Source organism: Pseudomonas sp. IT-232MI5 (assembly GCF_949767845.1).
Lineage (GTDB): Bacteria > Pseudomonadota > Gammaproteobacteria > Pseudomonadales > Pseudomonadaceae > Aquipseudomonas.
The window spans coordinates 59049-86011 of record NZ_CATKQE010000044.1; the positions used below are offsets into that span (position 1 = coordinate 59049).

The following is a 26963-nucleotide window of genomic DNA, read 5'->3' on the forward strand; positions in this document are numbered from 1 at the left end:
CAGCCAATTTTCTAATCCCTGTTTTACTCAGCCGCCTCGGCGCCTTTGTCTGCCAGTTCCATCCAGCCGGCCAGTACAGTGTAGGCCTCTTCCAGGCCCATGCGTTTTGGCGCGGAGAACAGCTGGATGGTGACCAGATCGCCCCAACCCTTGCGAATTTCCGACTGCACTTTGAGCAGGGTGTTCTTGGCTGCGCCGTAGGTCAGCTTGTCGGCCTTGGTCAGCAGGATGTGCATCGGCATGCCGGCGGCAACGGCCCAGTCGAGCATCAGCAGGTCGAAGTCGGTCATTGGATGACGGATATCCATCATCAGAATCAAACCCTTCAAACTCTCGCGGCCACCGAGGTAAGCCTCAAGGTGACGCTGCCAGTGCATCTTCAGCGGGATCGGTACTTTTGCGTAACCGTAGCCCGGCAGGTCGACCAGACGGCGATCTTCGTCTAGCTTGAAGAAGTTCAACAGCTGTGTGCGACCCGGAGTTTTCGAGGTGCGCGCCAGGCTGGCGTGAGTCAGGGTGTTCAGTGCGCTGGATTTGCCGGCGTTGGAACGACCGGCGAACGCCACTTCGAAGCCTTCGTCGTCAGGGCATTGATCGACTTTGGCGGCACTGAGCATGAACGTGGACTGTTGGCACAGGCCGAGGATGGGATTCTTGAGTTGCATGGGATTTCCGATGTGGGCGGCGCCGGGATTGGGCGCGGAACGCGGTGTCGCTTCCGTTTCAGTGACGCCAGTATATAATGCCGCAGATTTTGTGTGTGCTTTGTCCCAGCGTAGGATGAAGTTCACGAGAGCGACAGACCTTGATTGCGCATTAGAACGCAGAACGCTCTCAACCCTGAAAAGGTCGTTTTATGACGAAATGGCTGCTGGCTGCCGGAGTCTTGATGCCGCTTTACAGCGCACAGGCTACACAGGATCCGGAAGCTGTGTACAACCGTGTTTGTGGTGCCTGTCATTCCGGCCAACTACCCATGGCGCCCAAAAGAGGCGATCAGGAAGCTTGGACGCCGAGGTTGGCGAAAGGTATGGGGACGCTGGTGCAACACGTGACCCAGGGTTTCAAGGCGATGCCGCCGCGTGGTTTGTGCATGGACTGCAGTGCCGAGGATTACCAAGCCATCATCCTGTGGATGAGCGAGTAAACCCGGTCCATAACTTAACCCTTAGCCGTAGTTGGATTAGCTGATGAACAAATTGATCGTGAGTCTGCTGTTGACCGTGGGAATTTCAGGCTTCGCCCATGCTGCCGGTGATGCCGCAGCGGGCCAGGCAAAAGCCGCTGTATGTGGAGCCTGCCATGGCCCGGACGGTAACAGCATGGCGCCAAACTTTCCGAAACTGGCCGGTCAAGGTGAACGCTACCTGACCAAGCAGCTGCACGACATCAAGTCGGGCAAGCGCACCGTTCTGGAAATGACCGGCCTGCTGACCAATCTGAGTGATCAGGACCTGGCCGACATCGCCGCCTATTTCGCCAGCCAGAAAGGCAGCGTCGGCGCCGCCGATCCGAAGATCGTCGCGCGCGGTGAAGCGCTGTTCCGCGGCGGCAACCTGGCCAAGGGCCTGCCAGCCTGCACAGGCTGCCACTCACCAAACGGCGCCGGCAACGCCGCTGCCGGTTTCCCGCATCTGGGTGGCCAACACGCTCAATACATCACCAAGCAGCTCACCGACTTCCGCAAGGAAGAAGGCGGCCGCACCAACGACGGCGACACCATGACCATGCAGAACATCGCCAAACGCCTGAGCGACGAAGACATCGCTGCGGTCTCCAGCTACATTCAAGGTCTGCACTAAGGCCTACGGATCGAGCGCTGCAGGCGATGGACATCTCCTGCAACGTTAACGCTCGATTAATCCGTCGCAGCAAGTATAAAAAGGGTGGCTTTGGCCGCCCTTTTTTGTGGCCGCTGCCGTTACACTACAGAACTCATGCCCGCCAGGATCTGTCTGAAAACAGGTCGCGCGAGGCGACCCAAATTGTCCAGGAGTAAAGCATGCGTAATCTGATCATCAGCGCCGCTCTCGTCGCTGCCAGCCTGTTCGGCGTGACCGCTCAAGCCGCCGAAGCCCCAGCCGCCCCTTACGTGGAACTGGCCAACCCGGTACCGGTTGCAGAGCCTGGCAAGATCGAAGTGGTCGAGCTGTTCTGGTACGGCTGCCCGCATTGCTACGCCTTTGAGCCCGTGATCAACCCTTGGGTTGAGAAACTGCCGTCCGACGTCAACTTCGTGCGTATTCCTGCCATGTTCGGCGGCCCATGGGACGCTCACGGCCAGATGTTCCTGACCCTGGAAGCCATGGGTGTCGAGCACAAGGTTCACGCTGCGGTATTCAACGCAATTCAGAAAGAACACAAGAAGCTGACCGATCCACAGGATATGGCTGACTTCCTTGCGACCCAGGGTGTCGACAAGGACAAGTTCCTGGCCACCTTCAACTCGTTCGCTATCAAGGGTCAGATCGTCAAAGCTCGCGAACTGGCCAAGAAGTATGAGATCACTGGCGTACCTACCATGATCGTCAACGGCAAGTACCGTTTCGACATCGGCTCTGCCGGTGGTGCCGAGCAAGCGCTGAAACTGGCTGACCAACTGGTCGCCAAAGAGCGAGCGGCAACCAAGGCTGCTGCCAACTAAGCGCGGCAACCGCCATGCGCCGCTGGAAGCCCGAACGCATCGTTGGCCTGCATGATCCGCAGGTCAATGAGCATCACCTGGAGTCAACGGGCCTGCCCGCAGACCAGCGTCTGCGCCTGCTCAGTTTCAATATCCAGGTCGGCATCAGCACCGAGCGCTATCGGCATTACCTGACCCGCAGCTGGCAGCACCTGCTGCCGCACAACGGCCGCTCAGGCAATCTGCAAAAGATCGGCGACCTGCTCGGCGACTTCGATCTGGTCGCCCTGCAGGAAGCCGATGGCGGCAGCCTGCGTTCGGGCTACGTCAATCAGGTCGAACACCTGGCCCAACTCGGCGCCTTCCCCTACTGGTATCAACAGCTCAATCGCAACCTCGGCCGACTCGCTCAGCACAGCAATGGCGTGCTCAGTCGTCTGAAACCGTCGGCGATTGAAGATCACCCGCTGCCCGGCCCGAAAGGTCGCGGGGCGATTCTGCTGCGTTTCGGCGAAGGCCCGGAAGCGCTGGTGGTAGTGATGATGCACCTGGCTCTTGGCGCGCGAACGCGCAGCCTGCAACTGGCCTATATTCGTGAGCTGATCGGTGGCTATAAACACCAGGTGTTGATGGGTGACATGAACACCCATGCCAGCGATCTGCTACAACATTCTCCGTTACGCGATCTCGGCCTGCTGGCCCCGCAGGTGGAAGCGACATTCCCCAGCTGGCGTCCTCAGCGTTGCCTTGATCATATTTTGCTCAGCCCGACCCTGACCCTGGAAAAGGTCGAAGTGCTGGCACAACCGATTTCCGATCACCTGCCGGTCGCGGTAGAGATTCGTCTGCCGGGTTCGCTCACGGCCGATGCATTGCCCGCGTTGAGTCCTGCCCCTCGCGGAACCCCTGAATGAGCGACGACGCCCAGCGCTGGAAAGAAAAGTACCTCAAAAGCATCGAACAACAGGACAAACTCGAACGCCGCTGGGCCGCGAGGCTCGACTTGCTGCGTCGCGGCCTGGTGCGCAGCACGCTGGCGGCCGAAGGTACCGATAAAGTCGTTGATCAGTGCATGAAAGAGATGCGCGACGTGGTGCGCACTGACGACATGGACGCCGGCCTCGCCGCCCTCCTGCCGCGCCTGGAAAAAGCCGTGCTCGATTCCGAGCAGCGCCGCGAAACCCGTATCGATCAGGTCAGCACCGCGCTGACATCGCTGGTCACCCAGTTGCAGGCGTTGCCGCTGCCGCGGGAAGTCGCCCAGCCCTTGAAGAAGTTCGCCAAACAACTGGATAGCCGCGTCGGTTCGGCGCGGGAAATGCCATTGCTGCTGAGTGAACTCAGCGGCCTGCAGGGCAAGGCACTGAGTCAGTTGGACACCCCGCCAGAGCCGGGGCGACCAGGTCTGCTGCAGCGTTTGTTCGGAAGCCGCGACAGCGAAGAAGCCCCAGCGACAGAATCACCCGTGCCGCTGCAACCGCTTGCCGCACCGTCACCCGCACCAGAAACCGCACAGCCCGCCCCTGTCGCATCGATTGAACCTGTGATGGCAACTTCTGCCATCGAAGCAATTGCGCCTGTCGAAACAAAAATGCCGGACGCCCAGAATCAACCGGAATCGGCAGAAGTGGTTACCTTCGTGCCACCCTCGGTCGGCAGCGAAGGCAGCAGTGACCCGAGCGAACCTCAAGCAGAGCGCTTTGAACCCGAGCCTGTTTTCACCCAGGCTGCCGCTCAGACTCCAATCACGCCTGCCGCCATCAATCCTGATGAGCTGATTCACCCCGGTGATCCATCGCCACTGATCCTCGACAGCCTGCCGCTGCCCGAACCCATCGCGCAGGCGTTGGCCGCCATTGATCCGGAGCAATCCGAACACGACATCCTGTTCGCCCTGCCTGATACCCCGGAGCCGTCTTACAGCTCCGTGGCCAAGCACATCGAAGACACCCTGATCGGCCTCCTCGACGACCTGACCCTGCCGGAGCGCCACCGCCCGCAAGCCGAAGCCATGCGTGAAAGGCTGAAACATGGCTTGAACTGGTACGAACTGATACCGATCCTCGACGATCTCGCGACGTTGATGCTGGCGATCACCGACAGCGGCCAGCACGAATTCGAAGCCTACCTGCAGCAACTCAACGAACGCCTCGAAGCGTTCCAGAGCAATCTGCAAGCTGCCAGTGAAGGCCATGCCGACAACAGCTCAGCGGCGCGGGCCATGGATACGCAGATCCGCGAGCAAGTCGACGGCTTGCAGACCAGCGTTCAGGAAGCCGCCGATCTGGATGACCTCAAGCAAGTGTTGGAGAACCATCTCGAAGGCTTGATCGGCACCATGGATCAGCACCAGAAGCAGCGCGACGCCCGCGAGCAGGAAGTGGCTGCGCGGCTCAAAGGTCTGTCCGAGCGCGTGGCGCATATGGAGCAGGAAGCCCAGGGATTCCGTGAGCACCTCGAAGAACAGCGCCAGAAAGCCTTGATCGACCCACTCACCGGCTTGCCCAATCGCGCTGCGTGGAGCGAGCGCCTCGAGCATGAAATCAAGCAGTGGCAGCAGCACGGCAACACCCTGAGCCTGGCCATGCTCGACCTTGATCACTTCAAACGGATCAATGACAACTACGGCCATCTGGCCGGCGACAAGGTGCTGAAGATTATTGCCACGGTGCTGCGCAAACGCCTGCGCGGATCTGATTTCATTGCCCGATTCGGTGGTGAGGAGTTCGTCTTGCTGCTGCCGGCCACCCCGCCTGCGGTCGGCGCCAAGCTTCTGGAAACGCTGCGCGCAGCGATCGAAGCCTGCCCTTTCCACTTCAAGGGCGAGCGAGTGACGATCACCATTTCCATGGGGCTGGCAACATTTCGTGCTGGAGAACACAGCGATCTGGTGCTGAAAAGAGCCGATCAGGCGCTTTATCGCGCTAAAAATGCAGGCCGTAATCGGGTCGAGCTGGGCTGAGCAAATTGTTCCATTTTGTTTAAATCCGCCCACTGACCGTCGAGACGCAAGGCAGTACGTTACACTGTTGCATTACTGTCTTGCGTGTACTGCCTTCTGCCATGAAATTCTTTGCCCTCCTCGCTTCGTTGCTCGTTCTGGCCGGTTGTGCCAGTGGCCCGCGCTACAACACCAGCCACCCTTCGGCCAATTACGACAGCCGCATTCAGTTTGTGGTCGTGCATTACACGTCGGCCTCGCTGGAGCGCTCGCTGCAGTTGCTGACCCACGGCGAAGTCAGCAGCCATTACCTGATCGGCGACGACAATAGCGGTACGGTCTACAAACTCATGGATGAGAATCAACGCGCCTGGCACGCCGGCGAAAGCCAATGGCAGGGGCGTACCTGGCTCAACTCCAGCTCGATCGGCATTGAAATCGTCAACCCGGGTTTCAAGGACACGCCGAGCGGGCGTCTGTGGTATCCGTACAGCGAGGCGCAGATCCAATCGTTGATCGCCCTGCTCAAAGACATCAGCAAACGCAACGGCATCAGCCCGCGACACATTATCGGTCACAGCGACATCGCACCCTTGCGCAAACTTGATCCGGGGCCACTGTTCCCGTGGAAACGCCTCGCTGCTGAAGGCTTGGGCGTCTGGCCGAACGAACAGGCGGTAGCGCGCCAGCAAATGCTGTTCAACAGCAGTGAACTGCCGAGTATCAGTTGGTTCCAGGCACAACTGGCGCACCTGGGTTATGACACGCCGCAGACTGGTGAACTGGACGTCGCCACGCGCCACGTCCTTGCAGCGTTCCAGATGCACTTCCGCCCTTCGCGCTTCGACGGCACGCCGGATGCGCAAACGGCGGCACTATTGCTGGTGCTCAATCAGACAAAATAATGACGCCCGCCCGACGGTCAGGGCGAAATTGCAATCAGCAGCTATAACTCATTGGTAATTCTTCGGATATTCCTTGATGGCTGCTACCCGAGAGACGTTGCGTAGCTGGTTTTATCGCCCCTGGTTTTTGGCGATGATCGCGGCTGTCCTCAGTGCCAGCCTGCTGATCGCCGGCGGAATGTTCGTGGCGATGCGCCAGGTCGAGCAAAGCGAAAGCCAGCAAATGAACGCACAAGGCGAGCGGTTCCTCGCCCGCCTCGAACAATTGTTCGGCCAGTTGCGTGAAAGTCTCGATGATCTTGAAGCGCAGCCATTGCGCAGTTGTGACGATGAAATGATCGCCACCCTGCAGCAGGTCACCTTCAACTATCGCTTCGTGTATGAAGCAGCTTATATGGACGCTTCGCGGACCTGCTCGAACCGTCCGCGCCAGGAAGGCCTGTCAGTGGTTCGCGCGCCGGATATCAAAGGCCCGACTTACAGTTATTGGCTGAACACCACCACCGAACCCGATGAAAACCGTGCAGCGCTGATGCTCGGACGCGGCAATTTCCGCGTGGCCACCTCGCGCGGGCATCTGACCGACATGGTCGATCTGTCGCCCGGCAGCAGCCTGCTAGTGGTGCTCGATCACGGCACCCGGGCCATCCCGGTGCTCGGCATGGCGCAAGACTGGCCACCCACGGAACACTGGCCACCAAAGAGTCGCGATGCCCTGCAAGTCACGCAGACCCGGCTGATCTACCGCATGCCCACGGATAATCCGGAGTATCAGTTGGTGCTGATCACACCCAGAACCAGCATGCAGATCCCGGCTATCTGGTGGTGGATGATTCCGGCGTGCGTGCTGCTTGGCGCCTTTTCGGGTTTCTTCGTTTTCCTGCTGGTGCGCCAGCGCCAGTCACTGGACGCCGAACTGCACGGCGCGATCCGGCGCGGCGAGTTGCAGGTGCTCTATCAGCCGATCTTCGATCTCGACAGCCGCAACTGCGTCGGCGCCGAGGCGCTGCTACGCTGGCGTCGCCCGGACGGCACGCTGACCAGTCCCGACCTGTTTATCCCCATGGCGGAAAACACCGGACAAATCCGCCAGATGACCGACTTTGTTCTGCAGCGCTTGCTGGAGCAACTGGGCCAGTTGCTGCGCGCCAATCCGCAGCTGTATATCTCGGTCAACCTTGCAGCCTGTGACGTGATGGTGCCGCGCATTGGCCAGGTCATAGCGCGGCTGCTCACGCTCCATCGCGTCGCCGCGCGGCAGATTGCCTTCGAAGTTACCGAGCGCGGTTTGATTGATGTGGTGGTGGCGCGGGAAAACCTGCAAGCCTTGCGCGATGTCGGCCATCAAGTATTGATCGATGACTTCGGCACCGGCTACTGCAGCCTCGCCTATCTGCAGACCTTGCCGGTCGATTGCCTGAAAATCGACAAAGCATTTATCGATGCACTGGGCCATGACGCAGCGAGCAGCGGCGTCGCCCCGCACATCATTCACATGGCCCAGGCGCTGGATCTGAAGGTGATTGCCGAAGGCATCGAGCTGGAATCGCAGGCTGAGTTGCTCAGCAGCGAAGGCGTGAAATTCGGCCAGGGCTGGTTGTTCGCCCATGCGCTCAGCGCGGTGCAGTTCATCGAACTGATCACCCGTGGCCGACGCCTTGCCGGACGGCGAATGGACGATGAAGCCTAGACCGTCAGCGCCATATAAAACTGCGTACCTTGCCCCGGTCGCGAGTAAACGCCCATGCGTCCGCCATGCAGCTGGACGATTTCCTTGCACAGCGCCAAGCCCAGACCGGCACCACCCTTCTTGCGCCCTACCTGTACGAACGGTTCGAAGATCCGTCCTTGCTGACCGTAGGCAATGCCTTCGCCGTTGTCTTCAACACTGATGATCACTCGCTCGCCGTGCCGGCGTGCCTGCAAGCGGATCTGACCGTTCCGGGCGGTATGGCGCAGGGCGTTGTCGATCAGGTTATCCAGCACGCGATCGAGTTGCGCCTGATCGGCCTGCAAACGTGGCAACGGCCCCTGCACCTCGACATTCAGGGCGATGCCCTTGGCCGCCGCCGAATCGGCAAAGCGTAGTTGCGCCTGCTCCAGCAAGTCTTCGATGGAGCATGGTGCCAGGGTGAGTTTCTGCAGGCCATTCTGATAACGCGAGAAGTTGAGCAAGTCATTGATCAACTGCATCAGGCGCTGCATTTCCTCATTCACGGTGTCGAGCAGATCGGCCTCTCGCGACTCCGCGGGATACTTCGCCCGTTCGCGGAACAGGCCGAACGCCATGTGCATGCCGGTGACGGGGGTGCGCAGCTCATGGGAAGCGCGCAAGACGAACTCGCTGCGCACCCGTTCGAAGGCGCGTTGCTCGGTGACATCGTGCAGCACCATCACCGCGCCGAGGATATGTCCCTGGGTGTGGCTGACCGGGGTCAGGCTGTAGGTCAGCAGGCGGGATTCGCCGTCGACCTCGATGCTCAAGTCTTCCGGCGCGCGCTCCAGGGAGCCGCCGCGCAGCACCAGTTGCAGCTGCGCATCCAGCTCTGGTCGCTCCAGCGCCGTGCCCAACCCTTGGCCGAGACGATCATCTTCCCAGCCCAATTGTCGCTGGGCCACTGGGTTGAGGTGCTCCAGATGCCCTTGGCGGTCGATCATCAGCAAGCCGTCATCGATGCTGTCGAGCACCGCTTGCAAGCGTTGCTGACCGGCGAGCAGTTCATCAACGTTGGTCGCCTGGTGCTCGCGAAGCGCCTCGGCCATCAGGCCAAAGCGTTTGGTCAGCAGGTTCATTTCCATCGCCGAGGAAATCGGCAGGGTCACTTCAAAATTGCCCTGGCCGATATTGTCTGCGGCTTTCGCCAGCGCCTCGATCGGCGCGCCGAAACGCCGAGCAATGCCGTGGGCCGTGATAAAACCGATGATCAGCACCGCCAGCCCGACAAAGCCAAGCAGACCCGCAATCAACAAGGCACGGTCGCGCGCCTCACGCTGTACCGCGTTGATGTTGTCCAGTGCATGCTTGTGTTCGGTGATCAGTCCGTTGCGCAGTGTGTTGAAGCGCTCTCGAAAGTCGGCGCTGCTGCTTATCGAGCTGGCCGGGTCACGGGACAAATCGAACGCTTCCAGAAAGCTCAGATAATCCGCTTTTGCCCGACTGAAGCCATATAGCCGGCCATCACCCTCTTGCTCTTGGGCGATGCCTTGGTCCAGTAACTCGAAGTAATGCTGTTTCGACGCTTCGAACGCCACCGGATCAGGCTTTTCCGCCAGCATGATGATCAGTTGATCACCCAGCGTCTGGCGCAGCTTGAGACCCAGATCGAGGGTGACGAAGTTGCTGCGCACCAACGCCTCTTGCGTTCCCGCCATCTGCATCACGCTGACCAGCCCGAGCAGCAGCCCGAGCAAGGCCACGGTGATGAGCGCGGAAATACTCAAGAACAAACGGGTCCGCAACTTCATCGCCAGTTTCATCGCCGGGCGCTCACAGGTTGTACTGCTTGCGCTTGCGATACAGGGTCGAAGCGTCGATGCCGAGGGTTTTTGCCGCTTGATCCAGCGTGCCGGCGGTGGCGAGGACCGCGCCGATGTGGGCTTTCTCCAATTCGTCGAGGCTCAATGCCGCACCGACTCGAGGGGCGTTGTTGACCGGTTGTTCGGCCATGCCGAGGTGGCTGATTTCCACACGCTCCTGCGGGCAGATGATGCTTGCCCGCTCAACCACGTTACGCAGCTCGCGAATGTTGCCCGGCCAACGGTAGCCCAACAGTGCCTCGCGAGCCTCGTCGCTGAAGCCCCGTGCCGGGCGCGCATACTCTTTGACGAAACGCGCGAGAAAGCGATCGGCCAGGGTCAGAATGTCCTCGGCGCGCTCGCGCAAGGGCGGCAGATGCAGGGTGATGACATTCAGACGATAGAGCAGGTCTTCGCGGAAACGCCCGTCTCGGACCATGTCTTCGAGGTTGAGGTTGGTTGCCGCCAGAATACGCACATCAGCGCGACGGGTGACCGGATCGCCCACCCGCTCATATTCCTTGTCCTGAATGAAACGCAGCAACTTGGGTTGCAAAGTGAGCGGAAAATCGCCGATCTCATCGAGAAACAGCGTACCGCCGTCGGCCTGATTGACTCGACCCAAGGTGCTCTCGCTAGCACCGGTAAACGCGCCGCGACTGTGACCGAACAGCTCGCTTTCCATCAATTCCGCCGTCAGCGACGGGCAGTTGATGGTCACGCAGGATTTCTTCTCGCGCTTGCTCCAGCCATGAATCGCTCGGGCCAGTTCACCTTTACCGGTGCCGGACTCGCCGAGGATAAGAATGTTGGCGTCGGTGCCGGCGACCTGGCGTGCTGTTTCCAGTACCACTTTCATTGCCGGGCTGTGGGAGTCGAGACCGTCCTTCGGTTTGCGAATCTCGCCTTCGAGAGCTTCGAGGCGCGCTGACAGTTGGCGCACTTCCAGCTGTTTGGCGGTGGCCAGACGCAACTGATCCGGGCTGCACGGTTTCACCAGATAGTCGGCCGCGCCTGCCTGGATCGCATCGACGGCGGTATCGACAGCCGAATGCGCGGTGACGATGACCACACGCATCCACGGCGCCTGAATGCGCATCTGCGCCAGTACGTCGAGACCGTTGTCTTCGCCCAGACGTAAATCAAGGAAGCACAGGTCGAAGACCTGGCGTTGCAGCAGCGCGTCGGCCTGAGCCGCGCTGTTGGCTGTGGCAACCGTATAGCCTTCGTCTTCGAGGCAATAACGGAAGGTACGCAGGATGGCAGATTCGTCGTCCACCAGCAGAATGCGGCCTTGATGCTCAGTGGCAGATTCCATTTTTCCTACGCTCCATAGTGATTGGTCTTGGGTTAGTCCCGGAAAAATCGGGCAAGTTGCATGGTTGATTCTGAACGATGCCAGCCATAGGAGGGTAGCTCTCTCCTGCCATTACGGCCAAGTTGTTGGTTTTGCTGGTTTTTTAAACAATCACCGATTTGCAGGGCATTCCCTGCGTACTTTTCTGACATCTGCGCCCTGCTCTCAATTCCATAAGAATGAAATCTCCTACGAAAAAATCGTGCATTGCGCACGATCTCAGATGCCCCATCGTGCAGGATGCGTCGCAAACGTTTTTTATCACGTGCATAACTCATTGATTTTATTGAATATTTTTCAATTAAAAAACTGGCATGCAGGCTGCAATACCTCACTTAGCCCGGGCAGAACATGAACTGCCCTAACCGAATAAGAGTGAGGAACCCAGGATGACTCGCCAACGTGCCGCCCAAGTGCGTATCTCGCCACTGCACATCCAGCAAGGTCTGTTTGGCGTATTGGCGCTGTTGATCACCCTGATCGCTTGCCAGCAATACCTGAGCTGGGAAAACAGCCAGAAAGTTGAGCCGCTGATCTCGATCCAGCACAGCACGCAAACGCACTTCAGCGCCGTCAGCAGCAGTCAGGCCGAAAGCGCCTCGATGCGCATGATGGACGTCGATCAGGCGCAGCCGCTGGATCAACTGCCACGTGAAGAGCGTTGGGTTTTCTAAAGAGCAAACGAATTCGGGCGCACAGCGCCGGGACATGCAACACCCCTAAATAGAGAAGTAAGGAGAATCACCATGTTGAGCTGGGCAATTACATTCTTGATCATTGCCATCATCGCTGCAGTACTGGGCTTCGGTGGTATCGCGGGCACCGCCACGGGTATCGCCAAGATTCTCTTTGTCGTGTTCCTGGTGATGTTCATCGCTTCCTTCTTCTTTGGCCGTCGCGGCCGAGGTTAACGATGAGTGCGTTAAAGACACTGGCAGCCGCCCTGCTTCTGGGCGGTAGTGCCATGGCGATGGCGGCCAATGACGGCCAGGCGCGGGTCAACGAACTGCTCGCCTCTGACGAGCAGTACCGTGAGACCTGGGAAGGCGTGATAAAGAAAGAAGAGCGCGTACCGGAATGGGTGATCAACCTGTCCGGGGCCTCCGAACAACAGATGAACGCGGTTACTGAAGACGGCAACAAGTACTTGGTGGGCCCGCTCTGCGAGAATCAGGACAAGTGCCTGAACCACCGTTTGATCGTCGCATTCAGTTTCGACAAGGATGACGCCTACGCCATGCTGGTTGATGTGCCTGAAGGCCTGCCGCAAGACAAGTCGCCGACGCGACATGCGACCTATCGCTTCTTCGGCAAACCCGATCAAGGCATGCAGGATCTACTGATGGAAACCCTGAAGAAAGATCCGAAGTGGTACTGACTTGAACATGAAGGCAGCAGCCCTGCTGCCTTCCATTGCGCCCACCTGAGGAAGGCAGGCGCATGACCAAGGGGTCGGGATGTTCTGACTGTTGCAGGGTCGGAGTGACCTACGGGTACAGGGAGTGCCTGCGAGAGGGCCGGGTCAGGGTAAAAGCTGCGCCGCAGGTTCGCCGACCCACAGTGGCTCGACGGACTTGCGCTGAGCTTTCAAAAAGACAAAACATTGATCCAGAGCGTCCAGCTCGCTGTTTTTATCGCTGACACTGCGCGCGAAAACATTACGCGGTGTTTCCTGGCGACCGTATATCGACAAAAAAACCGCTTAAACAGTAGGACTTCTAGTCTTGCCACGTAGGCATTTTCCCAAAATTTTTGTCGATTTTTCTCGTTCAAAAAATAATCAACCTGCTCTGTGATGGCCGGTTCACGGCACTTATGCCGGCCGAAATGTCACAATCGAACCGGTTGGGACGCCAGTTTCAATTAAAAAAGCTCATGCCGATTCGGCATAGGGTAGGCGTTTACGGCATTAGACGGCGCAACCTTGCATCGGAATAGTTGCGCCTTTTTTCGCCTGCCGAAGAGCCGTAAATACGCGCTTCGGGGCACCTTATACGGAGGCAGATGCACAGACTTTTCCGCTAAAGAGCGTTCCAGTTCCTGCATGTGCCTGAGTCAAACGCAAGTAAGGGTAAAGATAATGAAGAAGGCAAAACTTAGCCTCGCCTGGCAGATCCTCATCGGTCTGGTATTGGGTATTGCAATTGGTGCGTTGCTCAACCACTTCAGTGCCGAGAAAGCCTGGTGGATCAGCAACGTCCTGCAACCGGCAGGCGATATCTTTATCCGTCTGATCAAGATGATCGTGATCCCGATCGTCATCTCTTCCCTGATTGTCGGTATCGCCGGCGTGGGTGACGCCAAGAAACTCGGGCGCATCGGCCTGAAGACGATCATCTATTTCGAAATCGTCACCACCATTGCCATCCTCGTTGGTCTGGTATTGGCAAACGTGTTCCATCCGGGTGCCGGCATCGACATGAGCACCCTGGGCACGGTGGATATCTCCAAGTACCAGGCGACCGCCGCCGAAGTGCAGCATGAACACGCGTTCATCGAGACCATCCTCAACCTGATCCCGTCGAACATCTTCGCGGCCATGGCTCGCGGCGAAATGCTGCCGATCATCTTCTTCTCCGTGCTGTTCGGTCTCGGTCTGTCGAGCCTGCAGTCGGACCTGCGCGAGCCGCTGGTGAAGATGTTCCAGGGCGTCTCGGAAAGCATGTTCAAAGTCACCCACATGATCATGAACTATGCGCCGATCGGCGTATTCGCACTGATCGCGGTGACGGTGGCCAACTTCGGCTTCGCCTCGCTGGTGCCGCTGGCCAAACTGGTCATCCTGGTTTACTTCGCCATCGCCTTCTTCGCTTTCGTGGTGTTGGGCCTGATCGCCAAGATGTTCGGTTTCTCGGTGTTCAAGCTGATGCGCATCTTCAAGGATGAGCTGGTGCTGGCCTACTCCACCGCTTCTTCGGAAACCGTGCTGCCACGCGTGATCGAGAAGATGGAAGCCTACGGCGCGCCGAAAGCCATCTGCAGCTTCGTCGTGCCGACCGGTTACTCGTTCAACCTCGACGGTTCGACCCTGTACCAGTCGATCGCGGCAATCTTCATTGCGCAGCTGTACGGCATCGACCTGTCGATCAGCCAGCAACTGCTGCTGGTCCTGACCCTGATGGTCACCTCCAAAGGCATCGCCGGTGTACCGGGCGTGTCCTTCGTGGTGCTGCTGGCAACTCTGGGCAGCGTCGGTATTCCGCTGGAAGGCCTGGCGTTTATCGCCGGTGTCGACCGCGTCATGGACATGGCCCGTACCGCACTGAACGTGATTGGTAACGCGCTGGCCGTGCTGGTTATCGCACGCTGGGAAGGCATGTACGACGACGCCAAGGGCGAGCGCTACTGGAACTCCCTGCCGCACTGGCGCAGCAAGGAAAAACTGCCAGCAGGCGAAATCTCCAAGAACTGACACACCCTGTAGGAGATTGAGGTCAACCCGGTAAATGGGGTGGCAGCAGGTACACACAAACCCCGGAGAAATCCGGGGTTTGTCGTTTCTGGCGACCCCGCTATCATTCGCCGCATTCTTCGGGGGATTTGACTGATGCTTAATGGCCTGTGGCTTGGCTTCTTCATCGTGGCAGCCGTATCGGCGCTGGCGCAGTGGCTGATCGGCGGTAACGCCGGGATCTTTGCGGCGATGGTGGAAAGCATTTTCGCCATGGCCAAGCTCTCGGTCGAAGTCATGGTGCTGCTGTTCGGCACCCTCACCCTGTGGCTGGGCTTCCTGCGCATTGCCGAGAAGGCCGGGATCGTCGAGTGGCTGGCGAAAGTGCTCGGCCCGCTGTTTCTGCGGCTGATGCCGGAAGTCCCGGCCGGTCACCCTGCCCTTGGCCTGATCACCCTGAACTTCGCCGCCAACGGTCTCGGCCTCGACAATGCGGCCACGCCGATCGGTCTGAAAGCCATGAAGGCGCTGCAGGAGCTCAATCCCAGTGCCACCATCGCCAGTAACGCGCAAATCCTCTTCCTGGTGCTCAACGCCTCTTCCCTGACCCTGCTGCCGGTAACGATCTTCATGTACCGCGCCCAGCAAGGCGCACCCGACCCGACGTTGGTGTTCCTGCCAATTCTGCTGGCCACGAGCTGCTCGACGATTGTCGGCTTCCTCTCGGTAGCGTTCATGCAGCGGTTGCGGATCTGGGATCCGGTGGTGTTGGCTTATCTAATTCCGGGCGCACTGATTCTCGGTGGATTCATGGCCCTGTTGGGTACTCTTTCAGCAACGGCCTTGGCGGGATTGTCGTCGATCCTCGGCAATCTCACGCTGTTTGGGTTGATCATGCTGTTTTTGCTGATCGGCGCGTTGAAGAATGTCAAGGTCTACGAGGCGTTTGTTGAGGGCGCCAAAGAAGGCTTCGACGTCGCGAAGAACCTGCTGCCGTATCTGGTCGCGATGCTCTGTGCGGTCGGCGTGCTGCGCGCCTCCGGGGCACTGGACTTTGGTCTGGACGGCATTCGGCATCTCGTCGAGTGGGCCGGTTGGGACACGCGGTTTGTCGATGCGCTGCCGACGGCGATGGTCAAACCGTTCTCCGGCAGTGCGGCGCGGGCGATGTTGATCGAGACGATGAAAACGTCCGGTGTCGACAGCTTCCCGGCGCTGGTCGCGGCGACGATTCAGGGCAGTACCGAAACCACGTTCTATGTGCTGGCGGTGTATTTCGGTGCGGTGGGGATTCAACGCGCGCGGCATGCGGTGGGGTGTGCGTTGTTGGCGGAGTTTGCTGGTGTGGTCGGGGCTATCTTCGTCTGCTACTGGTTCTTCGGCTGAACAAAAATCCAAACTGTAGGAGTGAGCCTGCTCGCGATAGCTGGGTGACAATCACCGATGATGGTGGCTTATAGACCGCTATCGCGAGCAGGCTCACTCCTACATGGATTGTGGTGAATCAGGGCTTTGGGGGAGCGAGTTTCTGGCCTTGCTCTACGGCCCAGGCGACTACTTTGGCGGTGAGACGATCACTGGCCTGACCAAACCCGGCGACCACCGCCGGCACCTGCACATCGTTCAATGGCTGGCGCTCCTCAAACCGCCGACTGGCCAGAATCCGCTGGTCATAACCGCGCACCAGCAACGCATCAACCCGCACCACGACGCTGGCCTGGGTGCCCTGATACTCGGTCTGAAACGCCTGCAAACTCCCGCCCAATTCCAGATCCGCCGCAAAGTTGCTGTCATCGGTACTCAGCAACGTCACCCGGCCATCACGCGCAAAGCCGTCGAGCAAGCGATTACGCACCAGCACCGGCGCCGGATCGCTCCAGCGCGAGCCTTTGTAGCTGCTGATCACGTCACCCTGCGGAATCACCGCAATCGTCGGCCGGTTCAACGCTTCACTGGCCTGCAGCTTGTTCAGCCGCAGCGACCAGGACTGAGTCGCCGGTGAAATGGTCGAGGCGGGCGCCTGTGCGGTTGGCAGGCGATAGACATCCGAGGGCTCGGACTTGGGCAGAATCGAGCAGGCGCTGATCAAGGAAAAACCGGCAGCGAAGAGGGCGAGGCGAGTCAGCTTCATGGCGTGAATTCCTTGTTCTTGTCACGGCCCAGCAGGTAACCGCTGGGGTTGGCCTCAAGGCGTTGGGAAATAGCTCGCAGCGAGGTCAGCGTCTCACGCAGTTCGCGGATCGCCGGGGCCAGGCCATTGAGGCCCTGCATCCCGTTGTCGAGGGAGTTTTCGTTTTTGCTGAGCAAGGTGCTGATGGTGGTGGTGCTTTGTTCCAGCGACTTCATCGCTTGCTCGGCGCTGCCCAATGCTTGCTTGCCTTGATCGTTGATCAGGCCGTTAGCGTTGCGCATCAGCAGCGAGGTCTGTTCGAGCATGCTGCCGGCCTGTTTGCCGACGGTCGCCAGTTGCTGCATGGCCTGTTTGATGTCACCGCGCTGATCGTTGATCGTCCCGGTGGTTTGCTCCAGATGGGCGAGGGTCTTGCTCACACGCTCGACGTTCTCGGCAGAGAACATCTGATTGGCGTTCTGCAGCAGCGCGGTGATGCCGGTCATCAAATCGTTGGAGTCATTGAGCAAGCGCGAAATAGGCGAGGGCGATGCAACGATGGTCGGCAGATTACCGTCATGCCCACGCAGTTTCGGGCTCTCGGGCGTGCCGCCGCTGAGCTGGATGATCGACGTCCCCGTAATCCCGGCCAGCGCCAGTTTGGCCTGGGTGTCTTCCTTGACCGGTGTGTCACCGGCCAGGCGAATCCGCGCCAGCACCCGCCGCGGATCCTTTGGATCAAGGCGCAGGTTGATCACGTCGCCGACCTTGATCCCGCTGTACTGCACCGGGCTGCCCTTGGACAAACCGCTGACCGCTTCGCTGAAGACAATCTCGTAGTCCTTGAACTCGGTATCGACACTGGACTTGGCCAGGAACAGACCGAAGAGCAGGGCGCCTGCCACCACAATCACGGTGAACAGGCCGATCAACACATGATGCGCTCGGGTTTCCATGTCAGACCTCGTTGAGCAATTTGGCGGCGTCCAGCGCCGAGCGGCCGCGCGGGCCGTGGAAGTATTCGTGAATCCACGCGTCGTCGGTTTCCGAGACGACGTCGATGGGACCGGCGACCAGTACTTTCTTCTGCGCCAGCACCGCCACGCGGTCGGTAATGGTGTAGAGCGTGTCGAGGTCGTGGGTCACCAGAAACACGCTGAGGCCGAGCGCATCGCGCAAGGTCAGGATCAATTGATCGAATTGCGCCGCGCCAATCGGATCGAGGCCGGCGGTGGGTTCATCGAGAAACAGGATGTCCGGATCCAGCGCCAAGGCCCGGGCCAGAGCGGCGCGCTTGATCATTCCGCCGGACAGCGACGCCGGGTATTTGTCCGCTGCCGACAGCGGCAAACCGGCCAGCGCCAGCTTCACGGCGGCCAAGTGCTCGGCGTCGTTGCGGCTCAAGCCGGCGTGTTCGATGAGGGGCAGGGCGACGTTCTCGGTGACGGTCAGCGAGGAGAACAGCGCGCCTTTCTGGAACAGCACACCGAAGCGTCGCTCGACCAGCGAGCGCTCATGCTCGGACAGACTCGGCAGGTTCTTGCCGAACACTTTGACCATGCCTTCGCTTGGCCGGCGCAGACCGACAATGCTGCGCAACAGCACCGATTTGCCGCTGCCGGAACCACCGACCACGGCGAGGATTTCGCCCTTGTACAAATCCAGATCGAGGTTCTCGTGCACGCTCTGGCTGCCAAAGCGATTGCACAGGCCGCGGACTTCGATCACCGCCTCCGAGGGCGCGCGGGGTAGACGACTCACCAGCCCATCTCCATGAAGAACAGCGCGGCCACCGCATCGAGCACGATCACCACGAAAATCGATTGCACCACAGCGGAGGTGGTGTGGGCGCCGACCGACTCGGCGCTGCCGCTGACCTTGAAGCCTTCCAGACAACCAATCGCGGCAATGATGAAGGCAAAGATCGGCGCCTTCACCAAGCCTACGAGAAAGTGCTGAACGCCGATGTCCGACTGCAACAGCGTCAGGAACATCGCTGGCGAAATATCCAGCGACACCGCGCAAACCACGCCGCCACCGATGATCCCGCAAAGCATCGCCAGAAACGTCAGCATCGGCAGCGCCACCAGCATCGCCAGTACCCGCGGCACGACCAGCAACTCCATCGGGTCGAGGCCGAGGGTGCGGATCGCGTCGATTTCTTCGTTGGCCTTCATCGAGCCGATCTGCGCGGTGAAGGCACTGGCGGTGCGCCCGGCCATCAGGATCGCTGTGAGCAGCACGCCGAATTCACGCAGGAACGAGAACCCGACCAGGTCCACGGTAAAAATCGTCGCGCCGAAACTGGCCAGTACCGTGGCGCCGAGAAACGCCACCACCGCGCCGACCAGAAAGGTCAGCAACGCCACGATCGGCGCGGCGTCGAGTCCGGTCTGTTCGATGTGCGCGATCATCGGCGTGATCCGCCAGCGCTTGGGCCGGAACAGGCTGCGCGCGATGGTTTCCATGATCAGGCCGACGAAGCCGAGCAATTGCAGGGTGTCTTGCCAGACGGTATCGACGGCGCGACCGATGCGCGTGAGCAATTGCACGCTGACGCTGATTTCCGGCTCTTTGATCGGCACGCAGAAATCGGTCATCGAGCAGTACACGGTTTGCAGCAGCGCGCGGTCGGCGGAGGTCAGGGTGCAATCGGGGTGTTCGGCGGATTGGCCGAGGCGTTCGGAGCCGAGCAGTTCGACCAGCAACGAAGCGCCAGCGGTGTCGAGGGCGCCGAGGCTGTTGAGGTCGATCGGGGTGTTGGCGTCGTATTGGCCGTGGAGCTTTTCGCTCAGTTGCTTGAGCTCGGCGTAATGGGCAAGCGTCCAGTCCCCCGTGACCCGCAGGCGGGCAGGGGTTATCGACGTGTCCAGTTGGGCATTACCGCTGATCGAGCTGCTGGTCATAAGCTCCGTGCTTGTTCGGCCTTTATGCGAACTAACGTAATAGCACGAACCGGATTACTTTTCTTTGATCGCTGTGCTGTCCGTGACTTCGAAGCGCAGCACGCCGATCACCTGGCCATCCTCGGTCAGCACGCGCACCTGCCATTTGCCCGCCGGGTTGCCGGGGAAGTTCTGCTTGTGCGTCCACGCCCGGTAGCCTTCCTTGCGCCCGCCGTGGATGTCGAGGGCGATACGGTCGACCTCTTTGCCGTTGAATTGCCAGACGTGATAAATCCGCTCATCCAGCCCGCGCGGTGCATTGATCGCGGTGTAGGCGTAGAGGCCATCGCCACGAATCTGCTCGGCGCTGACCGTGTCGAGGCTGGCACCTGGGGTGCGGTCCTGCATTTGCGTGCTGATCGCCACATCCGTCATCCATAGCGTCGCCGGCGGCACCCACGAACGCAGCGCCCAACCCACGCCACCAATGCCGACGGTGATGCACAGGATCGCCAGCGCGTTGCGCAACGTGCGGATCGGGAAGATCGACGCCAGACTCGGGAACGACAACAGCACGGCAATGCCCAGCGCCCACTTGAAACTCTGCGCCGTGGTCAGGTGCATGATCACCGGCAACGCAGTGAGCAGGGCGGCGAACAGGGTCAGCGTGTGCAGTGCGAGAAACGCCCAGCGCCGGGGCGCCAGCCATTTGTAATAGAGCGGGTCGACGATCGAGATCAACGCGGCGACGCTGAGCAGGCCGGTGAAAAACAGCTGGCCACTGTTCCAGGTCGTGGTGATAAAGAAGAACGGCAGGACGAAAAACAGGCTTTCCTGATGGATCATCTGCGTCGCGTAACGCAGCAGCGGCTGGGGAATCTCGCGTTTGAAGATCCGAGTGAAAAGGCCGGTAAGGGTGTTTTCCAGCATCAGCCAGATCCAACTGAGCAGCATGATCACGGTGATCCAGCTCGCCAGCCCTTGCTGACGATCGACCATGATGAAACTGCCGACCCCGGAGATGAACCCGCCAAGCGCAATGACCCCGGGATAGCGCTTCATCAGTTCGAGAATGCGCTGGATCAGGAGCTGTATTTTTGGCATTTGGGCGGTTCACGACTTGAGGGGAAAAAACCTCGACAGAGTAGCGCCCGCCGGGCGTTGTGGCGAGGCTGCCGGTCACTTATTCGGTGCATTTCAGGGCCTCAAAAGATCGCAGCCTTCGGCAACTCCTACATTTGGAACGCAATCCCCTGTAGGAGCTGCCGCAGGCTGCGATCTTTTGATCTTCAACCCCGCTTGCGGTGCAAACGCCAGCCGATCAGGATCAACAACACCAGGCCCAAGCCACCCGCACTCAACCACAACACCTGATCATCACTGAGCAACGGCTTCTCGATCCGCAGATACCCCGGTTGCAGCAACAACTCGCGCATCGCCTTGTTCGCCGCTTCCAGCGTCACCCCTTGCAGCTCGCGCGCCGGATTGGCAAAGCGTCCGTCCTGGTAATCAGCGAGCGCGCTCCAGTAGTAATCCGCCATCGCGCTGTTGCCCTGCACCGCCCACGCCTGATGGGCGATCGAGGCCTGTTTGATCCGCGCAAAGGTGTCCGGGTCGAGACCGTTTTTCAGCAGGTCGGCCTTGAGGTCTTCCAGCACTTGAATGGCCTCGTCGACATCATCGCGATCGAGATCGGCATTCAGGCTCATAAAGCCGACACCGCCAAACACTTCACGCTCAGCCCACGGCCCGTAGGACAAACCATGGTTGAGGCGGATCTGTCGGTACAGCGCCCAGTCGAGGTAATCCTTGAGAATGTCGAAGGTCTGGTCGTACTGATCGTCGATCACCGGCTCCGGCACCAGCCAGTGCAGCTTGGCGCTGTCGCCGATAAAGCCACGGGTGAGGGTACGTTCATGGGCGGCACTGGTACGGATGTCCGGAAGCGGGCGGTGTTCGCTCGGCTCGACCGCTTCGAGTGCGCCCCAGGTGCGTTCCAGATAGGCCGGCAGCAGCTTGTCGAGTTCGCCGACGACGATCAGGGTCATGTTGTTCGGTGCGTACCAGGCCTTGCGAACCTTCTCCAGTTGTTCCTGAGTCAGGTGACCGACCTCGGCGCGCTGCGGGCATTTCAAGCCCAGTTCGACGGCGAGCTGATTGCTCGCGGTGTGGCCGAGATCCTGCCGATCGAGAAAGCGTTGCAGACGCGTGTAATGGCCGCCGTCCTCGCGCTCGACCACACGTTTGGCGGCGTTGATGGCGTTATCGTCGATGCGCGTTTGCGTAAGCAGAGCGAGCAGCAGGTCGAGCACTTTGCGTTGGTTTTTCGCCGGGGCCTCGATGACAAACGTGGTGTCGGCATTGCTGGTGAACGCGTTCCAGTCACCGCCCAGCGCCTGCATGCGCTCCTCTAAACCACCTTCGCCGGTCGCATCGATGCCGCTGAAGAGCAGGTGTTCGAGCAGGTGCGGCAACTCCTTTTCGTCACAGTCGAAATCATCGAGGCCGACACCGACCACCAGCCGGATCGCCACGTGCCCGCGCTCGGTGCCGGGTTTGAGCATCAGTTGCAAACCGTTGGGCAGCGCATAGCCTTCGACCTGAAAACGATCCAGGGCAAAGGCGGGCAGGGAACCGAGCAACAGACAGGCGAACAACAGGCAACGCATAACAGGCTTCCGTACGGCTGATTTGGAGATCCGTGTCGTCAGTCAGGCCCCCATCGCGAGCAGGCTCACTCCTGCATTTGGAATGCATCCCCCCTGTAGGAGTGAGCCTGCTCGCGATAGCGGCCTGAAGGCTGAATCAATGTAACTGACTAAACCCAGCCCCAGTCGTTCAAGGCGAATGCGTAATGTCGGCAATATCATCCGCCGCCAGCGCCCCGGTATCCGCCGTTTCCAGCACCACATACGCACTGCCGCAAAACAGCGAATTCAAGCGTTTCATGTCGGCAATCAACTCCAGGTGCAGCGAACTGGTCTCGATACTCTGCACGATCTTGCGTTGCAAACGACTGACATGCGCATGGGCCAAACGCCGCTCCTGGGCGCGGAAACGGCGTTTCTCGCGCAGCAATTGCCGGGCACTTTCGCGGTCACCACTGAGGAACACCGAAAGGCCCAAACGCAGGTTGGAAATCAGTTGCTGCTGCAATCCGGCCAGATCCTCCAGACCTTCTTCGGAAAACGAACGCCGCTGCGAGGTCTTCTGCTGCTGGATCTTGCGCAGCATGCGTTCGATCAGGTCGGCGGCCAGTTTCAGGTTGATTGAAAGCTCGATGATCTCGGCCCAGCGTCGACTGTCCTGCTCGCCGAGGTCTTCGCGGGGCATCTGCGCCAGGTACAACTTGATCGCGCTGTAGAGCGCTTCGACGTCGTCGGTCAATCGGCGCATTTCCTGGGTGACGGCGGTCTGCTTGCCGCGCAGCACATCGAGGGTCGCGTCGAGCATGTTGTCGAGCAGATCGCCCATGCGCAGGGTTTCCCGCGCGGCGTTGGCCAGCGCCAGGCTCGGTGTAACCAGCGCCGTCGCGTCGAGATGGCGCGGTTTGGCGGTGCCGTTGACCTCCGGCCGCTCTGGCAGCAGCCAGGCGCAGAGGCGTGCCATCGGCCCGACGCTTGGCAGCAGAATCAGGCAGCGCGCGGTGTTGTAGAGCAGGTGGAAGCCGATGACCATTTCCTGCGGGCTGAAATCGAGGCTGTCGATCCAGTGCACCAGCGGATCGAGCACCGGGATGATCAGCAGCAGGCCAATGAGTTTGTACAACAGACTGCCCAACGCCACTTGCCGCCCGGCGGCGTTCTGCATGCTGGTGCTCATGAACGCGAGAATGCCGCTGCCGATGTTGGCGCCGATCACCAGACCGATCGCCACTGGCAGGCTGATCACACTGGCCCCGGCCAAGGTCGCCGTGAGCAGTACGGCGGCGAGACTGGAGTAGGAAATCATCGCGAACAACGCGCCGACCAGGGCGTCGAGGAGAATGTCACCGGTCAACGAGGCGAAAATCACCTTCACCCCTTGCGCGTGGGTGATTGGCGCAGCAGCCTCAACGATCAATTGCAGCGCGAGAATGATCAGCCCGAGGCCGATCGACACCCGGCCCATTTGGCCGAGCCGCGTCTGTTTGCGCGACAGAAAGAAAATTACCCCGAGAAAGATCAGCAGCGGCGACAGCCATGACAGGTCAAACGTCAGCACCCGCGCCATCAGCGCGGTACCGACGTCGGCGCCGAGCATGGTCGCCAGCGCCGGGGTCAGCGCCATCAGACCCTGACCCACGAAGGAGGTGACGAGCATGGCCGTGGCATTGCTGCTCTGCACCATGGCGGTAACGACAATGCCGGCAACGAACGCGAGCCAGCGCTTGGACATGTTCTGGCCAATCACATGGCGCAGGTTGGTGCCATACACCCGCAGGATGCCGGTTCTGACGATGTGCGTGCCCCAGATCAGCAGGGCGACGGCGGAAAGCAGATTGAGCAGGGTGAGCATGCAGACCCCCTGTAATAGCAGTGCCTCAGAGAGGCAAGTTGACGGTACCGCGCGGTTTCTACGTTTTTGATACTTAAGCTGTAGTTGGCTAACGGTCTGGGCGCCAGCATTGCACAGCTAAAGTGTCGATTGAAACAAAAGTGTCATGAAAAGCGCTTCATACACTCACCGGAATCCACCACAAACAAATGTAGGAGTGAGCCTGCTCGCGATAGGGCCATCAGCCTCAACATTGATGTTGACTGAAAGACCGCTATCGCGAGCAGGCTCACTCCTACAAGGGGTGTTGCCTGAAGACTACCGGGTTATTGGCCCGGGATGTCCTTGCGCAGTTTCACCGGATCTTGCTGCTGTCGCTTCTTGGCCATTGCGCCGCGCAGCTTGATGTTGATCGCCTCAACCGCCAGCGAGAACGCCATGGCGAAGTAGACGTAGCCTTTCGGCACATGCACGTCGAACGACTCGGCAATCAGCACGGTACCGACCACCAGCAGGAACGACAGCGCCAGCATCTTCAGCGACGGGTGCTTGTCGATGAACTCGCTGATCTTGCCCGAGGCCAGCATCATCACCAGTACCGCCACAACGATCGCCGCAACCATCACCGGCACGTGGGAAACCATACCCACTGCGGTGATCACCGAATCCAGCGAGAAGACGATGTCGATGATCGCGATCTGGATGATGGTGTAAAGGAAGTTGCCACCCTTGCCACCCGGGGTTTCGTCGCTTTCGTCTTCGCCTTCCAGCGCGTGATACATCTCTTGCGAGCTCTTCCACAGCAGGAACAGACCACCGAAGAACAGAATCAGGTCACGGCCGGAAATGCCCTGACCGAACACTTCGAACAGGTCGGCGGTGAGGCGCATGACCCAGGTGATCGACAGCAGCAACAGGATGCGGGTGATCATGGCCAGGCCAAGACCGAAGATCCGGGTGCGCTGCTGCATGTGTTTCGGCATGCGGCTGACCAGGATCGAAATCATGATGATGTTATCGATGCCGAGGACGATTTCCAGGGCGGTCAGGGTGAAGAAGGCAACCCAGATTTCGGGGTTGGTCAGCCAATCCATGTGTATTCCTTTGAGCGATTGTTAAACCGAAAAAGGTCCGGGCTTCAAACCGCGAAGCCAGGACCCGAAACGGTGAGTCTTGGGCTTATAGAGTGCTGAACACCGGGAAAGTCCCCAACAGCAGTGCAGCAATCAGGATGCAGATACAAACCAGGATCGCCCATTTCAGGGTGAAACGCTGGTGGTCACCGAAATCAATGCCGGCCAGGGCTACCAACAGATACGTCGATGGCACCAACGGGCTCAGCAAGTGGACGGGCTGACCGACGATCGAGGCACGGGCCATTTCCACTGCGGTGATCCCGTAGTGGCTGGCGGCTTCGGCCAACACCGGCAACACGCCATAGTAAAACGCATCGTTGGACATGAAGAAGGTGAACGGCATGCTCACCAGCGCCGTGATCACCGCCAGGTACGGGCCGAGGAAATCCGGGATCACCGCCAACAGGCTCTTCGACATCGCATCGACCATGCCGGTGCCGCTCAGGATACCGGTGAAGATACCCGCCGCAAAGATCAGACCGACCACTGCCAGCACGCTACCCGCGTGAGCGGCGACACGATCCTTCTGCATCTGCAGGCAAGGGTAGTTGACGATCATGGCAATACTGAACGCAACCATGAACAGCACCGGCAATGGCAGCAGGCCGGCGATCAGGGTGCACATCAGGCCGAAAGTCAGGGCGCCGTTGAACCAGATCAGTTTTGGACGGCGGGCATCCGGGAACTGCGACACGCTGATTTCGCTGTGATCGATATCATCGCCAACCAGATGCAGCTCACCCAGACGCGCACGCTCACGTTTACCGTAGAAATAAGCGATAACCAGAATCGCCACTACACCAGCGGCCATGGCCGGAATCATCGGCACGAAAATGTCCGACGGATCGACATGCAGCGCACTCGCCGCACGCGCGGTCGGGCCGCCCCACGGCGTCATGTTCATCACGCCACCGGCGAGGATGATCAGACCGGCCATGATCCGCGGGCTCATGCCGATGCGGCTGTACAGCGGCAGCATGGCGGCCACGCAGATCATATAAGTGGTCGCGCCGTCACCATCGAGGGAAACGACGAGCGCCAGTACGGCGGTGCCGACCGAAACCTTCAGCGGGTCACCCTTGACCAGTTTGAGAATCTTGCGCACGGCCGGGTCAAACAGGCCGGAGTCAATCATCAGGGCGAAATAGAGAATCGCGAACATCAGCATCACGCCAGTCGGCGCGAGCTTGGTGATGCCTTCGAGCATCATCGGGCCGATCTTCGGTGCAAAACCGCCGAACAGGGCGAAGACGATCGGGATGATGATCAGAGCGATCAGCGCGGACAGGCGCTTGGTCATGATCAGGAACATGAACGTGATGACCATGGCGAAGCCAAGGAAAGTCAGCATGGGAATACTCCAGGCGTAGCGCGGCTAGTTAAATGAGCAGATCGGACGGGATCAGCGCAGAACGGGAAGCACGAGACGTACGGGCGGAGTGACAGCGAAAAGGCGGGCTACAGAGGACATCAGAATCACCATTGTTGTTGTTAATTGGGCCGTTCGTGCGAGGTATCACACGCGTTGGCCAACCGGTCTGTTGCCGGAAGTGGAGGCGATCCTAATCGGGGAAGCTTTCAGCTACCTTTCGCTTGAGAAAGCTTTGAATGAACGGTCAACCG

Annotated in this window: 24 protein-coding genes; 12 read left to right on the top strand and 12 right to left on the bottom strand. The window is 59.7% G+C overall.

The features are described from left to right. Positions 1–23: 23 nt before the first annotated feature. Positions 24–665, bottom strand: coding sequence for a ribosome biogenesis GTP-binding protein YihA/YsxC (yihA, locus tag ACM6JQ_RS18765; RefSeq protein ID WP_007911767.1), 642 nt, complete (start codon positions 663–665; stop codon positions 24–26). A gap of 191 nt (positions 666–856) precedes the next feature. Here yihA and ACM6JQ_RS18770 point away from each other — a divergent pair, with 191 nt between their 5' ends. The 7 genes from ACM6JQ_RS18770 (at position 857) to ACM6JQ_RS18800 (ending at position 8159) form a co-directional block, all read left to right on the top strand. Continuing rightward, positions 857–1147: a c-type cytochrome gene (locus ACM6JQ_RS18770; RefSeq protein WP_038365005.1), complete on the top strand. Its 291-nt coding sequence runs from the start codon at positions 857–859 to the stop codon at positions 1145–1147. Between the two features lie 43 nt (positions 1148–1190). After that, a complete protein-coding gene (locus ACM6JQ_RS18775; protein WP_007911773.1) occupies positions 1191–1802 on the top strand; it encodes a c-type cytochrome in 612 nt (203 codons plus the stop codon). A gap of 200 nt (positions 1803–2002) precedes the next feature. Next, complete coding sequence (locus ACM6JQ_RS18780; protein ID WP_007911777.1) at positions 2003–2644, top strand: thiol:disulfide interchange protein DsbA/DsbL; 642 nt, start codon at positions 2003–2005, stop codon at positions 2642–2644. Positions 2645–2658: 14 nt separating this feature from the next. Then, positions 2659–3537, top strand: a complete 879-nt coding sequence (locus tag ACM6JQ_RS18785; RefSeq protein ID WP_414894484.1) for an endonuclease/exonuclease/phosphatase family protein — start codon at positions 2659–2661, stop codon at positions 3535–3537. Beyond that, positions 3534–5585 carry a diguanylate cyclase gene (locus ACM6JQ_RS18790; RefSeq protein ID WP_414894485.1) on the top strand — a complete coding sequence of 684 codons (2052 nt, stop codon included), beginning with the start codon at positions 3534–3536 and terminating at the stop codon, positions 5583–5585. The genes ACM6JQ_RS18785 and ACM6JQ_RS18790 overlap by 4 nt, the downstream gene beginning before the upstream one ends. Before the next feature lie 101 nt (positions 5586–5686). Beyond that, a complete protein-coding gene (locus ACM6JQ_RS18795) occupies positions 5687–6469 on the top strand; it encodes an N-acetylmuramoyl-L-alanine amidase (RefSeq protein WP_007911785.1) in 783 nt (260 codons plus the stop codon). 76 nt (positions 6470–6545) lie between these two features. After that, positions 6546–8159, top strand: coding sequence for an EAL domain-containing protein (locus tag ACM6JQ_RS18800; protein WP_414894486.1), 1614 nt, complete (start codon positions 6546–6548; stop codon positions 8157–8159). Here the strand turns inward: ACM6JQ_RS18800 and ACM6JQ_RS18805 are convergent. After that, the gene (locus ACM6JQ_RS18805) at positions 8156–9946 is read right to left on the bottom strand and encodes an ATP-binding protein (RefSeq protein WP_123376018.1); all 1791 of its coding nucleotides are present in this window, start codon (positions 9944–9946) and stop codon (positions 8156–8158) included. The genes ACM6JQ_RS18800 and ACM6JQ_RS18805 overlap by 4 nt on opposite strands. 10 nt (positions 9947–9956) lie before the next feature. Beyond that, on the bottom strand, positions 9957–11303 hold the full coding sequence (algB, locus tag ACM6JQ_RS18810; RefSeq protein WP_007911789.1) for a sigma-54-dependent response regulator transcription factor AlgB: 1347 nt from the start codon (positions 11301–11303) through the stop codon (positions 9957–9959). A gap of 428 nt (positions 11304–11731) precedes the next feature. On the opposite strand from algB, the gene ACM6JQ_RS18815 reads away from it, so the two are divergent. The 5 genes from ACM6JQ_RS18815 to ACM6JQ_RS18835 all read left to right on the top strand — a co-directional run bounded on the left by ACM6JQ_RS18815 (position 11732) and on the right by ACM6JQ_RS18835 (position 16119). Then, positions 11732–12016 (top strand): hypothetical protein, encoded by a 285-nt coding sequence (locus tag ACM6JQ_RS18815; protein WP_007911790.1) that lies wholly within the window; start codon positions 11732–11734, stop codon positions 12014–12016. Positions 12017–12088: 72 nt separating this feature from the next. Next, positions 12089–12253 carry a DUF1328 domain-containing protein gene (locus tag ACM6JQ_RS18820; protein ID WP_003177151.1) on the top strand — a complete coding sequence of 55 codons (165 nt, stop codon included), beginning with the start codon at positions 12089–12091 and terminating at the stop codon, positions 12251–12253. Positions 12254–12255: 2 nt separating this feature from the next. Further along, the gene (locus ACM6JQ_RS18825; protein WP_007911791.1) at positions 12256–12720 is read left to right on the top strand and encodes an inhibitor of vertebrate lysozyme family protein; all 465 of its coding nucleotides are present in this window, start codon (positions 12256–12258) and stop codon (positions 12718–12720) included. Positions 12721–13422: 702 nt separating this feature from the next. Next, positions 13423–14754 carry a glutamate/aspartate:proton symporter GltP gene (gltP, locus tag ACM6JQ_RS18830; RefSeq protein ID WP_007911792.1) on the top strand — a complete coding sequence of 444 codons (1332 nt, stop codon included), beginning with the start codon at positions 13423–13425 and terminating at the stop codon, positions 14752–14754. 135 nt (positions 14755–14889) lie between these two features. Continuing rightward, positions 14890–16119, top strand: coding sequence for a nucleoside recognition domain-containing protein (locus ACM6JQ_RS18835; protein ID WP_414894487.1), 1230 nt, complete (start codon positions 14890–14892; stop codon positions 16117–16119). A gap of 118 nt (positions 16120–16237) precedes the next feature. Here ACM6JQ_RS18835 and ACM6JQ_RS18840 read toward each other — a convergent pair whose 3' ends face one another. The 9 genes from ACM6JQ_RS18840 to ACM6JQ_RS18880 all read right to left on the bottom strand — a co-directional run bounded on the left by ACM6JQ_RS18840 (position 16238) and on the right by ACM6JQ_RS18880 (position 26691). Then, on the bottom strand, positions 16238–16864 hold the full coding sequence (locus tag ACM6JQ_RS18840; protein WP_414894488.1) for an ABC-type transport auxiliary lipoprotein family protein: 627 nt from the start codon (positions 16862–16864) through the stop codon (positions 16238–16240). Further along, positions 16861–17799, bottom strand: a complete 939-nt coding sequence (locus ACM6JQ_RS18845) for an MlaD family protein (RefSeq protein ID WP_016986431.1) — start codon at positions 17797–17799, stop codon at positions 16861–16863. Before ACM6JQ_RS18845 ends, ACM6JQ_RS18840 begins: the two co-directional genes overlap by 4 nt. 1 nt (position 17800) lies before the next feature. After that, on the bottom strand, positions 17801–18604 hold the full coding sequence (locus tag ACM6JQ_RS18850; protein ID WP_007911797.1) for an ABC transporter ATP-binding protein: 804 nt from the start codon (positions 18602–18604) through the stop codon (positions 17801–17803). Then, on the bottom strand, positions 18601–19749 hold the full coding sequence (locus tag ACM6JQ_RS18855) for an ABC transporter permease (protein WP_007911798.1): 1149 nt from the start codon (positions 19747–19749) through the stop codon (positions 18601–18603). The genes ACM6JQ_RS18850 and ACM6JQ_RS18855 overlap by 4 nt, the downstream gene beginning before the upstream one ends. A gap of 54 nt (positions 19750–19803) precedes the next feature. Beyond that, a complete protein-coding gene (locus ACM6JQ_RS18860; RefSeq protein WP_007911799.1) occupies positions 19804–20832 on the bottom strand; it encodes a DUF5924 family protein in 1029 nt (342 codons plus the stop codon). A 185-nt stretch (positions 20833–21017) separates the two neighbouring features. After that, positions 21018–22397 (bottom strand): M16 family metallopeptidase, encoded by a 1380-nt coding sequence (locus ACM6JQ_RS18865; RefSeq protein WP_123376021.1) that lies wholly within the window; start codon positions 22395–22397, stop codon positions 21018–21020. A gap of 169 nt (positions 22398–22566) precedes the next feature. Further along, entirely contained in the window at positions 22567–24225 is a 1659-nt protein-coding gene (locus ACM6JQ_RS18870) for a Na/Pi cotransporter family protein (RefSeq protein WP_007911815.1), read from the bottom strand. Positions 24226–24530: 305 nt separating this feature from the next. After that, complete coding sequence (locus ACM6JQ_RS18875; RefSeq protein WP_414894489.1) at positions 24531–25298, bottom strand: TerC family protein; 768 nt, start codon at positions 25296–25298, stop codon at positions 24531–24533. Between the two features lie 85 nt (positions 25299–25383). After that, the gene (locus tag ACM6JQ_RS18880) at positions 25384–26691 is read right to left on the bottom strand and encodes a CitMHS family transporter (RefSeq protein WP_007911819.1); all 1308 of its coding nucleotides are present in this window, start codon (positions 26689–26691) and stop codon (positions 25384–25386) included. Positions 26692–26963 lie beyond the last annotated feature (272 nt).

Coding starts and splice junctions, on each gene's coding strand:
- ACM6JQ_RS18775 (WP_007911773.1), top strand. CDS start 1,191: ATGAACAAATTGATCGTGAGTCTGCTGTTGACCGTGGGAATTTCAGGC.
- yihA (WP_007911767.1), bottom strand. CDS start 665: ATGCAACTCAAGAATCCCATCCTCGGCCTGTGCCAACAGTCCACGTTC.
- ACM6JQ_RS18795 (WP_007911785.1), top strand. CDS start 5,687: ATGAAATTCTTTGCCCTCCTCGCTTCGTTGCTCGTTCTGGCCGGTTGT.
- ACM6JQ_RS18770 (WP_038365005.1), top strand. CDS start 857: ATGACGAAATGGCTGCTGGCTGCCGGAGTCTTGATGCCGCTTTACAGC.
- ACM6JQ_RS18825 (WP_007911791.1), top strand. CDS start 12,256: ATGAGTGCGTTAAAGACACTGGCAGCCGCCCTGCTTCTGGGCGGTAGT.
- ACM6JQ_RS18800 (WP_414894486.1), top strand. CDS start 6,546: ATGGCTGCTACCCGAGAGACGTTGCGTAGCTGGTTTTATCGCCCCTGG.
- ACM6JQ_RS18785 (WP_414894484.1), top strand. CDS start 2,659: ATGCGCCGCTGGAAGCCCGAACGCATCGTTGGCCTGCATGATCCGCAG.
- ACM6JQ_RS18790 (WP_414894485.1), top strand. CDS start 3,534: ATGAGCGACGACGCCCAGCGCTGGAAAGAAAAGTACCTCAAAAGCATC.
- ACM6JQ_RS18865 (WP_123376021.1), bottom strand. CDS start 22,397: ATGCGTTGCCTGTTGTTCGCCTGTCTGTTGCTCGGTTCCCTGCCCGCC.
- ACM6JQ_RS18845 (WP_016986431.1), bottom strand. CDS start 17,799: ATGGAAACCCGAGCGCATCATGTGTTGATCGGCCTGTTCACCGTGATT.
- ACM6JQ_RS18815 (WP_007911790.1), top strand. CDS start 11,732: ATGACTCGCCAACGTGCCGCCCAAGTGCGTATCTCGCCACTGCACATC.
- ACM6JQ_RS18840 (WP_414894488.1), bottom strand. CDS start 16,864: ATGAAGCTGACTCGCCTCGCCCTCTTCGCTGCCGGTTTTTCCTTGATC.
- gltP (WP_007911792.1), top strand. CDS start 13,423: ATGAAGAAGGCAAAACTTAGCCTCGCCTGGCAGATCCTCATCGGTCTG.
- ACM6JQ_RS18870 (WP_007911815.1), bottom strand. CDS start 24,225: ATGCTCACCCTGCTCAATCTGCTTTCCGCCGTCGCCCTGCTGATCTGG.
- ACM6JQ_RS18855 (WP_007911798.1), bottom strand. CDS start 19,749: ATGACCAGCAGCTCGATCAGCGGTAATGCCCAACTGGACACGTCGATA.
- ACM6JQ_RS18820 (WP_003177151.1), top strand. CDS start 12,089: ATGTTGAGCTGGGCAATTACATTCTTGATCATTGCCATCATCGCTGCA.
- ACM6JQ_RS18875 (WP_414894489.1), bottom strand. CDS start 25,298: ATGGATTGGCTGACCAACCCCGAAATCTGGGTTGCCTTCTTCACCCTG.
- algB (WP_007911789.1), bottom strand. CDS start 11,303: ATGGAATCTGCCACTGAGCATCAAGGCCGCATTCTGCTGGTGGACGAC.
- ACM6JQ_RS18835 (WP_414894487.1), top strand. CDS start 14,890: ATGCTTAATGGCCTGTGGCTTGGCTTCTTCATCGTGGCAGCCGTATCG.
- ACM6JQ_RS18805 (WP_123376018.1), bottom strand. CDS start 9,946: ATGAAACTGGCGATGAAGTTGCGGACCCGTTTGTTCTTGAGTATTTCC.
- ACM6JQ_RS18860 (WP_007911799.1), bottom strand. CDS start 20,832: ATGCCAAAAATACAGCTCCTGATCCAGCGCATTCTCGAACTGATGAAG.
- ACM6JQ_RS18780 (WP_007911777.1), top strand. CDS start 2,003: ATGCGTAATCTGATCATCAGCGCCGCTCTCGTCGCTGCCAGCCTGTTC.
- ACM6JQ_RS18880 (WP_007911819.1), bottom strand. CDS start 26,691: ATGCTGACTTTCCTTGGCTTCGCCATGGTCATCACGTTCATGTTCCTG.